Raw genomic sequence first — 15,375 nt, forward strand, 5'->3', positions numbered from 1 at the left:
GGTTGTTGTCATTGTTTTATAAGTGCGGTTAGTGATTTATGAATCAGGCAATTTCGTTTTCGCCTGTGAATACACTTTACAATGCTTTACAATTTTTAATCAACTATTTCACTTTTGTAAACCTGATGGAACTCATCAGTTTTACTTATCAACAGCCCAAGTTACGAGCAAGCGAGAGGATTTGATTTCAAATGAATTTCCGCGATTGCTTGCCCAAATCTGCAATATTGCGGTTACTTATACTATTTCTATATGAAGCTGCACAAAACCAACCTTGATAAGGCAAGGAGCTGAAGCCGCTTATATACCAATACGCTTGGGTTAAGACTAAAAGCTAAAACTGGCGTATGTTGGGTTTCGTTCCTCAACTCAACCTTGTATCTTAGAAGAAGTGTTAGACCGTCCCAAGCGTATTGGCTTATATACAACCTTATATATAACGGTGTTGGGGACAAAAAATATTCCAACCAATACCCATAACGACTTTGAAGAAAGTTGCTACAATGATTTGCACTTAACCTAATGAAAAAGCTAAATGTGTTGTAGTTTATTTAAATAACTCCAAACATTCATTTTTTAAAATGCCTTTGGTAACTTTGATGCTTCTAAATGATTTAGCTATTACCTCTTCACAAGATAGATTAATTTGTGATTGATTTATCGAGATTAAGTCTTGAATTGAAGCACCATATACAATTTCAGATAAACCACTCCAAACACAAGCAGTTGCACACATTGGACAAGGTTCGCAAGTTGTATATATACTATAACCTTCTAAAAAATGGTTTTTAAGTTTAGCTGTTAAACTACGAATAACGTTGATTTCAGCATGGGCTGATGGATCGTTGTCTCTGATAACAGTATTATGAGCTACGGCAACAACTTCATTATCTTTAACAATCACAGCACCGTAAGGTGTATCTCCTTCTTTTGCTTGCGCCAAAGCTAAACCCATAAAATATTCTGGAATCATAGAAAGTGAGGTTAATATAAGGATAGTGATTAATAATATCGTATTTCTGATGCTATAAGTGGGAATTAAAATTATTTAATAGTCGAATATGTTATTGAGCAGACAAGAAACAGAATTCTACTTAAAAGACCTAGAAACACCAATAGGTAAGGCGATTAATTTAACACTTGCCGCTTTGGTACTATTATCATCAGGAATTTTTGTCGCAGAAACTTATAATATTCCTGATTTTGTGCGATTTGAATTACATCTAGTCGATACTGCGATCGTCATCATATTCGCGGTGGAATATTTACTCCGTTTGTGGAGTGCAGAAAACAAAATTCAGTATATTTTTAGCTTTTATTCGATTATTGACCTAATGGCAATTTTGCCATTCTTTATAGGGATGGTTGATATTAGCTTTATCCGGCTACTGCGATGGTTTCGGATTTTACGATTAATCAGATTTATAGATAGAAGATTTTTATTCGCTACTATCAGCACTGAAGATGGCATGATCTTTGCGCGAATATTATTTACATTATTCGCAATTGTTTTTATTTATTCTGGCTTAATCTATCAAGTAGAGCATCCGGTTAATCCTCAAAATTACGGGACATTTTTAGATGCATTCTATTTCTCTGTTGTCACAATGACAACTGTGGGATTTGGTGATGTTATTCCAATTTCTGAATTAGGACGTTTGCTAACGGTATTGATGATTTTCACAGGAATTGCACTGATTCCCTGGCAAGTGGGGGATTTAATTAAGCAAGTTGTGAAAACTGCTAATCAGGTAGAAATGGTTTGTTCCAACTGTGAATTGGCTTTCCATGATATAGATGCTGGGTTTTGTAAAAGGTGCGGGACTAAGTTACCTAGTCACAGGGTTGATTGAAATGCGATGCCTACGGCGGGCGGGTACGCCATCGCCTAGGGCGGTATATAGTGCTAATTACCGGGTACTTCGAGAATATAGTCAATGCCTAACGTCAACGTCATTTCAGAATATAAAAGCTTTGGTGGCAAACTCGGCTTTTACAGTCATTTCTCCTCAACCTGTAATGGTGAAATGCGTTTTGCTGTTTATCAACCACCACAAGCAACTCATAAACTTGCGCCAATTCTTTATTTCCTCTCTGGGTTGACTTGCACGGAAGAGAATTTTATGGTGAAGGCGGGGGGAGTGCAACGCTTTGCGGCTGAGTACGGCTTGATGCTGGTTGCACCAGATACCAGTCCGCGTAATACTGGCATTGCAGGCGAGGATGATGACTGGGACTTTGGTACAGGTGCAGGCTTTTATGTTGATGCCACAGAAGAACCGTGGCGTAAAAACTACCAAATGTATAGTTATGTTGTCCACGAACTACCTGCTTTGATTAACGCAAATTTCCCCACCCAACCTGAAAAACAAGGTATTTTCGGTCATTCAATGGGGGGACACGGGGCGCTTGTCTGTGCAATGAGAAACCCAGAACTTTACAAATCAGTATCAGCCTTTGCACCTATCACTGCACCTATGCGTTGTCCTTGGGGACAAAAGGCTTTTGGTGGTTATCTTGGCAAAAATCAAGAAAGTTGGCGTGCTTATGATGCTAGTGAATTAGTCAAACAAGTAGGATATCACAGTTCAATTCTTATTGACCAAGGGACTGCTGATAAATTTTTAGCAGAACAATTACTACCGGAAGTGTTTGAAAAAGCTTGTGCAGATGTTAAGCAGCCCCTAAACTTGCGTTACCAAGAAGGCTATGACCACAGTTATTATTTCATCGCCAGTTTTATTGAAGATCATATTCGCCACCATGCGTTCGCTTTATTGATTACAGCAGTTTTTATCTATTTAAACCCCACGTTTCTATTTTGATTTTTGAACAAGAATACGAGAAAATGGGGAACCGGAATCAAATTCCCCCAATTTATAGGGGGATTTAGCAGAATCTAAAGCTTTTGATACCGACAAGAGGACTTTTCAAACATCCTCTAAAAGAGCAGTTATGGTTCACACAATTATTGCACCCCATCTCTTAATCCTTTCTAGGATCAAGGGGCATTCTTGGCGTTTAATAAGTAGTTAAGCAGGCATAATATTTAGTGAAACGGCGATACATGACAGATATATAATTAGTTGAGCTTTATTTTTGAGCAATAAATATGAATGATTTTGTGCCTCCTCAGAGGAAAAAAGACTATATCATCCTCTTAATAATTTGGTTAATAGCATTAGCTATAGATAGAACTTGGTTTTTATTAGATAATTCGATTCCATCCTACGATCAAAGCGCACATTTAACGACAGCATTACATCATTATAGAATTTTTCAAAACTTTAATATCTTGTCAGGAAATTGGTGGTTATCTCTGTGGCAATTAACTCCAAGTTATCGCGCTCCTTTTTTATATATTTGCACCGTACCATTCTTGATGTTGTTTGGGCGTGGATATGACCAGGCAAGCTTGGTCAACTTATTATATACTGCAATGATTATACTTTCAGTGTATCATTTAGGTAACTTTTTATTTAAAAACCGAAAAACTAGCATAACTGCCAGCGTATTTTGTTTATTATTTCCTATTTTAGGAATGATACGGACAGATTATTTATTAGATTATGGGCTAACAGCAATTGTTATAGTAACTTTCACAATTTTGACAATTTGGAAAGATAGTTATGTTGGGTTTTTATCATGGGGTTTAACTATCATATTGGGTATAGGTATAGGTTTAATATTGTTGACTAAACCTACAGGATTTATTTTTATTTTAGTTCCTAGTATTTGGACGTTAATTACTTTTATTAGAAAACGTCAATTCATCAAGCTAATACAAACTTGCTTATCTTTGATGATAGCTTGGTTAATTTGTGGTTTTTGGTATAGCTTAAATTGGTTAACAATTATTACATCGGCATTAAACGCTAACCAGGTCGGAAAAGGAGAAGGCGACCCTTCGTCCACAACTATTGCTGGATGGTTGTTTTATCCAAAGATGATCCCAGAAAGCGTTGGTTTACCAATATTATCTGTAAGTATTGGCATTTTATTGGTTTATCTTATTAGATATAAATTTACTAATGATTTAATTCCCGGATCTCTCCATAAATCCGCTCGAATATGGTTATTAGTTACCTTAGTCAGTAGCTATATAATTTGTACTTTGGGTACAAATAAAGACATTAGATTTATTCTGCCATGCTTCCCTATAATTAGTTTAATATTGGCGGATTTATTTAACTTAATTGAAAATATATATTTTGATAGGCTGAGACTAGCAACTCTGGTATTAAGTAGTATATTGTTAGTCAATAATTTGTTTCCCTTACCCCTAATTCAAGTATGGGGTGGTAAACATTTCCCTAATAATGATGGCAACAAATATCCATTGGATCAACTTATAAATAAAATTATTGAAACAAATATATATTTAAGATCAACTTTAGGGGTAATTCCTGTTTCTACACCTCAGGTAAATGAGTTTACTTTAGATTCTTTTGGCGCGTTAGCAGATTTCCGCGTATATGGTAGAAAATTCACATATAATTTATCTCAGGTAGAGGAAGATTTACAATATTTTTCTTGGTATGTCACTAGAGATAATGAACCAAACCAACCAGGAGACAGTGGAGAGATTAAACGGAAATTAAACTCTTTAGTTAAATATTCTACTGATTTGAAATTACAGGGCGATTGGATATTGCCTAATGGAGATAAACTTCGATTATATAACCGCAAGAATCCTTATGTACTTGTTCAAAAAATCAGCAATACTGAGTCTGTAATTAATCTAGAAAGGGTTGCGATTCCTCAACAATTAATTTTAGATAAAAATAACCCAGTAACATATCAGATAACAGGTTCATGGGATGATTTGCAAAATGGTATTTTACTATTAAAATGGCAAAATAGCCAATCATCTTGGGATCACGATCATGCCATTGGCTTGGGAAATTTATACTGTGGTATCAAATGTCATCCTGAAGGAACTTTCCAGGTGAAAGAAGCCTTAGCTACATTTATTCCGAAAACGTTACCAGTAGGAAAATATAAATTATCAGCACTATATTTAGATAGAAGAACCAATAAAGTCACATCTTTAAATATTCCAGATATTACTGTAGATGTAACAAATGTAGGAACAGGAGAAAAATCTCCACCTCTAGATTTCGTTACTCGAACTTCACAACTAGCACAAGAGTTACAACAAGGTAAATTAAATAATATATTTGCACAGATAGATAATTTCAATCTATACGATCCTACTCAAGATTATTTAAAACAGATTGGATTTGCGGCTAATTATCATCTGCAAAGAGAGCCAAATAACTTAAATTGGCGTTACACTCTAGTCTTATCACAACTTTTACAGCGCCAAGTTACAGAATTAATCCAAAATTTAATAGAATTAACTAAATATGATTCTCAAAATCCTTACATATATCTTTATTTAGCTGTTGTTTATTTGTATGACTTTCAACCTGCACAAGCAGAACAAAAATTAGCGATCGCAGAACAATTAAAACCAGATATCCCAGAATTAAAAACTTTAAAGAAAGTAACAAATATTATGAAATTTTTGCCACTAATTCATTTTTGAAAGATCAGAAAGGAACAAAATATATAGCAGTCTTAATTTGATTCGGGAAAAATCGGGACTTGCGGAGAAAAAAATGCGCTTTATTTCGTGGAAATTAGCCGTTCCATCGCTGAGTGCATAGCAGTTAACCGGCGGACAATCTGATCGATCTCCAAATCTAATATGCTGTAATCAATGACTGCTTGACGAACGGGTGTATGTCCTTGATTGACAGCTAGCTCTTGTATTCGGGCTGTACGCAGTGCTTGCAAGTGCGGTTGGATTTTTTGCAGCGTTTCTTCCAAGCCAGGTAAGGGTGGTGGGGTAATTTCCAGTTGTACTGAATCAGCTAACTGCTCTAACATTAGCGAAACTTGGCGGACAAAAGTTTCTAATTCCGGCAGTGGCACTGTTCCTCGAAAATGTTCGAGATGTACTGCCAAAACTGTCACGGAGTTAGTAAAACGTCCCATGTACACCAACAGCGTCATCACTGGTTCTACCAATTCTTTGGGCATTTGGGGTTCGCGCAGCAATCCTTGAAATGAGGCTTGAGCATTGCCAATTGCCAATCCCGTTTGTCGCCGTTGACTGATAATGTTGGAGTCATGCTCTTTTGTTCCCTGGTAAACAGCCATCACATCCCAAAAGTACTTGTGGCATTCTCGCAGTGCAGTGGCGAGTTGACTGGGTAAGCGATCGCGTTCCCGATTTGGCAATATAAAGTAATGGCTTGCAAAAGCCAATCCCGCCCCAATTAATGTATTCAAGACGCGAAAGCCAGCAAATTGCCAACCAATGGGATTACCAATATCGATAATCAGTAAGACAAATATTGATAAGAAAATCACCGAATACCCATAGTTGACACTGATTAGGGAAATGCCAAAAAATACTGTCAGCAAGATGATGATGTCTAATACAGTCTTACTGGTGATGGTTGCGACTAGGACAGCTGCTAACACGGCTCCCAAGATCGTCCCGCCAACTCGCTGAAAAAACCTCTGGAAAGTTGCGCCCAAGTTCGGTTTGAGGACTAGGATGCTTGTTAGTGTTACCCAATACCCCATTGGTAAATTAGTAATGCTGTATAAGATTACGCCTAGAGTGAGAGTTACACTAATGCGGAGAGCATGACGAAAGATTGCTGAGTCTAAGGTAAGGTTGTCTTTGAGTAAACTTAAGAGCGATCGCTGTTCATCTTCAACTACAAGAAGTTTATCTATATCTCGGCGACTCATCTTGTTACGTTCTTCCAGAGATTTAGCTGTCTGAGCCGTATATTGCAACTGCTTAATCAGTTTTTCTATCATCAGCACCAGGTTAGTGAAAGCAACGAGGGTTGTGTAGTCTGTCTCACTCCCAGCAATTGCTTTTCTTTGCAGACTTTCTTGTTCCTTTAGTGCCTCATAAATGCGGTTAAGATTTCCCAGATCGATGCTAGCAGGCTTGCGTGATATGACTTTCGCTATGGCTTGCAGAATGACTGATATTTGTTCTAGTGCATCGTCTACTAATTGCTGAACTGCGTGATATTGCTGTTGTTGAAAGTGTGTTTCTAGTAACTCTGTTAAGGCAATAACTGAGCCAAGCAAGCGATCGCCATCTTGAATTAGCACCAATAACTGCTCATCCATCCAACTCCGAGCCGGCTTTCCAATCCGTGCAGTACCTAAAGTAGTCCGTGCTGTCTCTAATGACTGTCTAATTTCGAGAATATTTTCAGGTGTTGTCACCCTACCGAGAAATGCTTGAATGTACTTGGCAATTCCACTGAAGCAATCAGCCAAAGCCATCCTTAGTGGGTCATAAGGTCTAAAAGGCCACATTACTAAAGAAAGTAACATCGCCCATCCACCTGCAATTAGACATAGCAGCGATCGCATGAGTGCGGCTTCCAGATTTCCTGGCTGTGCGATCGTGGAGATAAATGATACCCCTACAACCAGACCGACATTTGCACCAGCGTTACCATACATCGACGCAAAACCTGAAGCAAGTCCCCAGAGAAATGTCAGTACTACAGATAATCCTAGAATTTTAGCGACTAGAGTACCCACAAATACTGAAACAGCCATTCCCAAAGTAGCCGCCACCATTGCCTTAGCTTTAATCTGGTAAGGGCCACCAACATTTGCTAAGTTGACAAAGTAAGCCATTAAACCGACAAATAATCCGCTTTCCCTTTGGTTGATGAGTTGCCCAATTAGCATCGGAACCCCCAACGCTAATGCAGCTCGCAAGCCGTTGGATATTGCTGGTTTTCCTGGCTCTGGCTGGATCAGAGACCTGAGAAAATTACTTCGATTCAACTGCATTGTTTTTGTTAACAAAACAAAAGTTTTATTTGGATTTTTTAATATTTTTATATATTTAGATTTATTCTAATTCATCGTGGGCAAGTGAGAGCTTTTCCAGAAAGTGAATATTAGAATGCACCTTTTGCTACTTTATCATTGACAGAATGATTGCCAACTAAGCTTCACAGGTGTATGTCCCAGAGATTGCTAAGGCTGTATAACCAATTTTAGCCAAAGTTATGCTTTAGATAATTTGATGTAACCCGAATAATTTGCCCTCATTCGAGTAGAAACTAAAAACGGCATTTTTTGAAATTAAATATGAATTTGATCAGTCTCTAATTTAAAACCATTTTTTAGGGGCAATTCATGTAACTGCGAATGCGTCTACATGAATTGCCCCTAAAAAAATCATCCGATTGTGCAAAATAAATTAGTTGAACAATCAAGCAGTCAGAATATAAGGCGAGTCGATCGCCGCTACACGACCAGCATCTACCAAAGCTTGGTATACCATCGCCGCTACCTCAGCGCGTGTAGCATCACGGGTAGGATTAAGTTGTTTGAGGTTCGGGTGATTGACAATAATCTCCTTGCTTATAGCTTTCACTACCTCATCCTTGGCATATTCAGGAATCTTGGCTTGGTCATCGAAAGCTTTAATAGATGCTGTACCATCAGCAGATAACCCCAACCCATTCACTAGGGAGACAATCACTTGCACGCGCTGAATATTCTTGTTTGGGCCGAAAGTATTGTCAGGAAAACCAGAGAGAAATGAACCTTGATATGCCTGCTGAATAACCTTAGATGCCCAGAAATCTGCGGGTACATCTTTGAATTTCACCACGGGGCGGTTTGGCGATGGGTTGAAAGCTTTTACCAATAATGCGGCGTATTGTGCCCGTGTCATCGTAGCATCGGGTTTAAATGTGCGATCGGGAAAACCATTAACTATCCCCAATTTGACTAATTCCCGAATAAACCCACCTGCCCAATGATTACTAATATCGGTTAATTCGATAGTAGGTGTGGGGGTTGGGGTTGGCGTTGGGGTTGGGGTTGGTGTGGGTGTTGGCGTGGGAACCGAACTATCTGCAAACTCTATACTTCCGGCGACTTTAGACGTATCTATTTTATTTCCTATAGAAACCAGCTTGTTGGAACTGGCATTTTGCAAATCAAATTTACCGTTATTGCGTAAAGTATTACCACCTAAGTTATTAGTACTGCCGATATCCGGTAAAGCAGTTCCAATTACTGTGATACCATCATCAGTGTTATTTTCACTGACATTGTTACGTAATAGAGGACGGGCACTACCAGAGATGACAATCCCAGAACGGTTTTCGTAAATTTTGTTATCTCGAAGGATGGGTGATGCAGTATCACTAATTGCAATGCCAAAACCTGTTTTAAAGCAGGTATTACCTTGAATTTGGCCTTTGGAATTTTTAGCGATCGCAATTCCATTGGCTGCATTCTCACTGAACAAATTACCTAAAATAATTGGGTTTGCCTCACCTGTAGCAAATACTCCCTCCCGCTTACAGTTGGTGAAAGTGTTATTAGCAACAGTAGGAGCAGTTGATTCAATCCAGACACCACTACCACGGCTAGCCAGATTTGTTACAGTTACCCCTCTGAGTTCGGCTTTATCTAGCAACACAAATGTGACATTCTGAGCAGCGAAAGTACGGCTCAAGTAGGTACCACTGCCTTCAATCAAAATGCCCTTGCCAGTGTTTGTTTCATTACCCAGCACTGTCACACCAGATGGAACCGTTAGCGGAAAGACTTCACCGCTAGCAGCATTGTAATTACCATCTGCCAGTTGAATCTTGGTATCAATAGTAGCTACCTTAAGGGCTTGGGTAATGGTTTTGAAGGGGGCTTGTTGACTACCGACGTTGGTATCACTTCCTGATGCCGGATTTACGTAAAAAGCTTGAGCCATATTTATACTTTAATAAAATACATAGCTATCCTAGCGCTAACCGTGAAAGTGGGTAGCGTTGGATGCGTTAAGTAACTTAAAGTACTTCTCACTGCAAAGTGAAAAACTTATGCAAAAGCATTTGTATAAGTTTTTATTCTCGCAAAAGCTATTAAAGAAGGATAATTTGCAATACCTCTTTTAGGGAACGAGAATTTATTACACGCTCAATCCAGCACTCAAGATTGGGCGGGAATAAGCTTATCGATTCTTATAGAAACGCATTTACCATCAAACCTTCTTTGCACATATCTATTGCATTGATATAAACCTACTAATACTTCCCTTTTTCTGTATCCACATAAGTTGTATTTTGTCAAAACAAATTAGATGCGTTTTTTCTGGGTAGGGGAAATGTTTATAGAGGAGTTTTTCCGATTCTGTGAAAAGCAAAAGAAAAAATAAAATTTATTTAATTCGTATTTACAAATTCTATTCTCCTTATATAGTATAAATAAGCGAGTTAATCATCCTCCTCTCGAAATAAATCCTGGCGCGAAAAAGTTAACTCTTATCATTCTTAAGAGAGATGACTTTTGTTTTTTGCCTTTATGTCTACTCTGCAAGAAAGACTACTGTGTGGGAACTGGTAGTTTTCTATGACATTAAGGGGAAATGCTGTATAGGTGAGATTTACATATTATCTATCAGTAACACCTAACCTATCAGCGGTTATCGGTGATAAATATTGAGCGTATTTCCTAAACACCAATTTTTAGGAGAAAATCACATGATTATGACAGTAGAAACAGCCCAGTTAAATAACCAAAGCATTTTGGAAAGTTTTGGTTTGGTGGAAGAAATTGACGAACAAGCTGCGGAAATAATTTCTGGTGGCCTTGAGAGATTTTCAATTAGAAATGAAACACAGAAGCCGATTTATTACACACTGGATGGCGTCCGAGCTGTAATAAAACCCGGTGAAAACCATAGAATTCGTACCGATCTAGGTGGGGACATTAGATTCGATGGAGATAGTAGGGATGAAGTAGTAAGACCGAAAGTATATGACCTAAGAGATTCTGGAAAATATGTATTTTATAGTAATGCGACGAATAATTCCAATAGGATTGAATTATATCGTCAAGTGTAATATTGCAAAAATTAAAGTCTATAACCCTGAATATTTCGTAGGGTAAGCATTGCCAGTCAAGCCTGGTTGAGATGCGATTTATCTCTATTAGGGCTGAGTAATGTAATCTGAATTTTCAGGTTACTTAGGGTTATTTTCGCTGTTGGGTTTCTTTCCTCAACCCAACATACTTGATTTCATTTTTTGCGTTTGACCGACAAGTATTGACCAATGAAATAGACTAAATTTAAGGACAGACTTCAATGGCTATTACTATCGCAACAACCTTGTTAAACAACCAAAGTATTTTAGAAAATATTGCTTTGGTAGAAGAAATTGATGAACAAGCAGCAGAAATAATTTCTGGTGGTCAATCTGGCAATTTGTTGAATAAAGAAATATATGCTTTTTACGAGGTAAAAGATGAACCAATTCCATACCCAGGGCCTGTGATTGACCCAGAAGATCCTGATAAATGGTAGCGACACTCCAAAACCATTAGGAGAATCTGTTCAACAGGCTAATTTTGCATTTGGCCAGGACAGAAGCTACAAAAACAGAAATCGATACTGTTAAGTAGGGCTTGCTGAATAAACGTAAAACCTTTGTATGGATGGGTTTTATAAATCAATTGTTGATTTTAGTAATAACTGATTTGCTAAACCTGCCCTTACCTTAACAGTTCGATGATTGCGATCGCTCTTAACATCTTTTTCCACGGTCAATAAAAATTTTCTGCGTAAATCCTCATTCAAGATAGTCAATTCCTTTCACTGTATTTTCGCCCCAATAATTGCGCCTGTAAATGAAATATCAAATTGTCCTTCAACACAGTGAAGAAGACTGTGGTGCAGCTACTTTAGCTACGATTGCCAAACATTACGGACGCACATTTACCCTTAACCGAGTGCGGGAAGCTGTTGGTACTGGGGCGAGAGGAACTACTCTATTGGGATTACGACGGGGTGCAGAAGTCCTGGGATTCCATAGTCGGCAAGTTAAAGCCACTCCTCAACTCATCAACCAATTAGATCAAGCTCCTTTACCTGCCATTATTCACTGGAAAGGCTATCACTGGGTAGTATTATACGGACAAAAAGGCAAAAAATATGTAATTGCTGACCCAGGTGTTGGTATCCGTTACCTGACTCACGAGGAGTTAATTAAAGGTTGGAATAATGGGGTGATGCTGCTACTCCTTCCCGATGAAAGCCGCTTTTATCAACAAGAATCAGATAAGATTGGCGGTTTTGGGCGTTACCTGCAACGGGTTTACCCTTATCGGTTTATAATAGCCCAAGCGATCGCCCTCAACATTGCGATCGGTCTACTTTCCCTTGCATCTCCCTTCATGATGCAACTACTCACCGATGATGTCCTAGTTCGGGGAGATACCCAACTATTAACCACTGTTGCTATTGGCGTAATCACCCTGAATTTAATTAAAAGTGCCATTGGTTTAGTACAATCGCACCTAATCGGTTATTTCAGTCAAAGATTGCAATTAGGACTAATTCTAGAATACGGGCGCAAACTCTTACATTTACCCCTATCTTATTTTGAAGGACGACGCAGTGGGGAGGTAGTCAGCCGCATTGCAGATGTTCATGCTATCAATAACTTAGTTTCCCAGATTGTCCTAGGATTACCCAGTCAATTTTTTATTGCTTTAGTGTCTTTGGGCTTTATGCTTTTTTACACTTGGGAGTTAACTCTAGCTTCTATAGTTGCATTTCTCATAATCACGGCTGTTAACTTGCTTTTCTTACCAGCACTGCGACAGAAAACCCGCAATATGATTGTTTCTGGTACAGAAAACCAAGGCTTTTTGGTAGAAACATTTCGGGGAGTACAAGTCTTAAAAACTACCCAAGCTACACCCCAAGCTTGGGAAGAATATCAAGGAAATTTTGGTCGTCTGGCTAACTTGGGCTGGAGTACCATGCAGCTAGGACTCTACAGCAGCACAGTTACAGGTATTCTTTCGACATTTATTAATATTGGTATTCTCTGGATTGGTAGCTATTTAGTAATTAATCGGACTTTAACAATCGGACAATTGATTGCCTATAACGGCATGAGTAGCAATTTTCTCGGATTTTTAAGTTCTGCCATTGATTTAGTCGATGAGTTTATCACTTCCCAAATAGTTATTCAACGTCTTACAGAAGTTATTGATGCTACGCCAGAAGATGAAAATGATCTTAAAAAGCAGTGGGTAGAAATTCCGGGAAATATAGATATTACTTGCTCTGAAATTAATTTTCACCACACAGGTAGAATTGATTTACTACAAGACTTTTCCATAACTATTCCTGGGGGACAAGCAATTGCTCTAATTGGTAAATCTGGCTGTGGCAAAAGTACCCTAGCAAAATTGATTCCTGGTTTATATACAATTCAATCAGGCAATATTCGCTATGGTTTTTATAACCAGCAAGATATATCTTTGGAATGTTTGCGGCAACAGGTGGTTTTAATACCACAAGAAGCCCATTTTTGGAGTCGGTCTATTCTGGATAATTTCCAATTTAGTTATCCTCACCTTAGTTTTAGAGACATTATTATCGCCTGTCAAATTACTGGTGCTGACGAATTTATCAGCGAACTACCTGATAAATATCAAACTGTCTTAGGAGAATTTGGGGCTAATCTTTCTGGTGGACAAAAGCAAAGATTAGCTATAGCTAGAGCTATAGTTACTAACCCACCTATTTTAATTTTAGATGAGTCTACCAGCGCCCTCGATCCAGTGAGTGAAGCACAAATACTAGATAGGCTTTTAGAGTATCGCCAGGGTAAAACTACCATTTTGATTAGTCATCGTCCTAGAGTTATCCAGCGTGCAAATTGGATTATTTTTCTAGAACAAGGACGGTTAAAAATTCAAGGAACAGTAGAAGATTTACGACAATTTGATGGAGAGCATTTAGACTTTTTGGATGATGTAACTTTGAGTCTTTCAGACGCGATAAATCGCGTCTCTAAATGATGATTTTGGGCTTAAATAAACTGTATTGGCTAATATCTTCACCTATTTTTCAATTTTGAAGTGTCTAACTATGGTTAACGTTCACAACACAGACTTTTTACAACCAATTCAAACAGATGAATTTATCCCACCAATTAGTCGTTGGATTACCTTTGGTGGGCTATTTGTTCTCTGCGTTTTGGGATTAGCGATTCCCGTTGCCACAGTTGCCAAATATAAGGTGACAGTGAAAGGGCAGGCAGTTGTCCGTCCATCTGGGGAATTGCGAATTGTGCAGGCGGCAACTGAAGGCCAAGTTATGCAGATTTATGTCAAAGAAAATCAAGTCGTCAAAACCGGAGATGCGATCGCCATTATTGACGACTCTCGCTTACAAACGAAAAAAAGCCAACTGCATACTAATATTGAGCAAGCGAAGTTGCAGCTAGTGCAAATCAAGGCTCAAATTCAAACGTTTAACAGTCAAATTCGCGCCGAAACTGCTAAATTTAACCGGATTATGACTGCTAGCGAGGCGACATTAAGCGATCGCCAGCGCCAATATCAGGATAAAAAAATTACCACTGTGGCTGAATTCCAAGAAGCTCAAGCTAATCTCCATTCTACTAGGGCAGCTTTGAATGCAGCGAAGTTAAAGCAAAAGCGATATGAGAGTGTAGCGGAAGCATTGTCTAGGGATAAATTAGAGGAATCACAGTTAGCTACAAAACAGCAAGAACAAGCAGTATCTGCTGCGATCGCTAAAAAGCAACGTGCAGAAGCAGCCTTAAATCCCAGTCATGCAGAAATAGAAATTGCTACTGAGCAGATAGCTCAACAAAAAGCCGCAGGTGAAAGTAACAAAGCCGCTTTAGATAAAGAACTGCAAGGAATGATCAAGCAACGAATTGAAGTAGAAAAACAGTTAGAGCGTGATACTAGGGAACTCAAGCAAGTGGAAATTGAACTTAATCACACCACTATCACTGCTACTGCTGATGGTATTATTTCTCAGATAAACTTGCGTAACCCAGGCCAAACTGTGCGTCCTGGTGAGGAAGTTTTGCAGATTGTCCCCAGTTATGCAAAGCAGATTGTCAAGGCAGCAGTGGCATCTGAAGATAAAAGTAAGCTCAAAATTGGTCAACAAGTTCAAATGCGAGTTAGTGCTTGTCCCTACCCAGATTATGGCACTCTCAAGGGTAAGGTGGAGGCGATTTCTCCAGATGCTATGACTCCCTCAACAAATAGCACAAATGGATCTCCTGCTCATGCCAATACCACTCCCAAAGCGGCTGTCCCAGGTGCTTTTTATCAGGTGACTATTGAGCCGGAAAGTCTGGTTTTAGGTAAAGGCAAAAATCTGTGTCACATTGAATTGGGAATGGAAGGTAGAGTGGATATTATTTCTCGTGAAGAAACGGTACTGCAATTTTTCTTGAGAAAAGCTAGGTTAATTACAGATGTGTAATGCTAAACGAAATAATTACAATTTCAGGACTTGAA

At 38.6% G+C, this 15,375-nt stretch carries 11 protein-coding genes; 7 read left to right on the top strand and 4 right to left on the bottom strand.

The annotated features are described in order from the left end of the window. Positions 1-547: 547 nt before the first annotated feature. The gene (locus IQ274_RS27840; protein WP_163938211.1) at positions 548-973 is read right to left on the bottom strand and encodes a nucleoside deaminase; all 426 of its coding nucleotides are present in this window, start codon (positions 971-973) and stop codon (positions 548-550) included. Positions 974-1,061: 88 nt separating this feature from the next. Here IQ274_RS27840 and IQ274_RS27845 point away from each other — a divergent pair, with 88 nt between their 5' ends. From IQ274_RS27845 to IQ274_RS27855, 3 genes are all read left to right on the top strand, one after another. Continuing rightward, the gene (locus IQ274_RS27845) at positions 1,062-1,853 is read left to right on the top strand and encodes an ion transporter (protein ID WP_163938214.1); all 792 of its coding nucleotides are present in this window, start codon (positions 1,062-1,064) and stop codon (positions 1,851-1,853) included. Between the two features lie 84 nt (positions 1,854-1,937). Next, entirely contained in the window at positions 1,938-2,825 is an 888-nt protein-coding gene (gene fghA, locus IQ274_RS27850) for an S-formylglutathione hydrolase (RefSeq protein WP_163938218.1), read from the top strand. A gap of 287 nt (positions 2,826-3,112) precedes the next feature. Next, the gene (locus IQ274_RS27855) at positions 3,113-5,551 is read left to right on the top strand and encodes a hypothetical protein (RefSeq protein ID WP_194144108.1); all 2,439 of its coding nucleotides are present in this window, start codon (positions 3,113-3,115) and stop codon (positions 5,549-5,551) included. A gap of 80 nt (positions 5,552-5,631) precedes the next feature. On the opposite strand, the gene IQ274_RS27860 is transcribed toward IQ274_RS27855, so the two are convergent. Together IQ274_RS27860 and IQ274_RS27865 are read right to left on the bottom strand one after the other, a co-directional pair. Beyond that, on the bottom strand, positions 5,632-7,848 hold the full coding sequence (locus IQ274_RS27860) for an FUSC family protein (protein WP_194144109.1): 2,217 nt from the start codon (positions 7,846-7,848) through the stop codon (positions 5,632-5,634). A gap of 427 nt (positions 7,849-8,275) precedes the next feature. Further along, entirely contained in the window at positions 8,276-9,787 is a 1,512-nt protein-coding gene (locus tag IQ274_RS27865) for a DUF1565 domain-containing protein (RefSeq protein WP_194144110.1), read from the bottom strand. 769 nt (positions 9,788-10,556) lie between these two features. On the opposite strand from IQ274_RS27865, the gene IQ274_RS27870 reads away from it, so the two are divergent. Continuing rightward, a complete protein-coding gene (locus IQ274_RS27870) occupies positions 10,557-10,919 on the top strand; it encodes a hypothetical protein (RefSeq protein WP_194144111.1) in 363 nt (120 codons plus the stop codon). Between the two features lie 242 nt (positions 10,920-11,161). Further along, a complete protein-coding gene (locus IQ274_RS27875; RefSeq protein ID WP_194144112.1) occupies positions 11,162-11,380 on the top strand; it encodes a hypothetical protein in 219 nt (72 codons plus the stop codon). A 138-nt stretch (positions 11,381-11,518) separates the two neighbouring features. On the opposite strand, the gene IQ274_RS37510 is transcribed toward IQ274_RS27875, so the two are convergent. After that, positions 11,519-11,653 carry a hypothetical protein gene (locus tag IQ274_RS37510; protein WP_265578573.1) on the bottom strand — a complete coding sequence of 45 codons (135 nt, stop codon included), beginning with the start codon at positions 11,651-11,653 and terminating at the stop codon, positions 11,519-11,521. A gap of 50 nt (positions 11,654-11,703) precedes the next feature. Between IQ274_RS37510 and IQ274_RS27880 the strand changes: the two genes are divergently transcribed. After that, on the top strand, positions 11,704-13,890 hold the full coding sequence (locus tag IQ274_RS27880) for a peptidase domain-containing ABC transporter (protein ID WP_194144113.1): 2,187 nt from the start codon (positions 11,704-11,706) through the stop codon (positions 13,888-13,890). Positions 13,891-13,960: 70 nt separating this feature from the next. Beyond that, positions 13,961-15,340, top strand: a complete 1,380-nt coding sequence (locus tag IQ274_RS27885; RefSeq protein ID WP_194144114.1) for an HlyD family efflux transporter periplasmic adaptor subunit — start codon at positions 13,961-13,963, stop codon at positions 15,338-15,340. The last annotated feature ends 35 nt before the right edge of the window (positions 15,341-15,375 follow it).

The organism is Nostoc sp. LEGE 12447 (assembly GCF_015206985.1).
Classification (GTDB): Bacteria; Cyanobacteriota; Cyanobacteriia; order Cyanobacteriales; family Nostocaceae; genus Nostoc.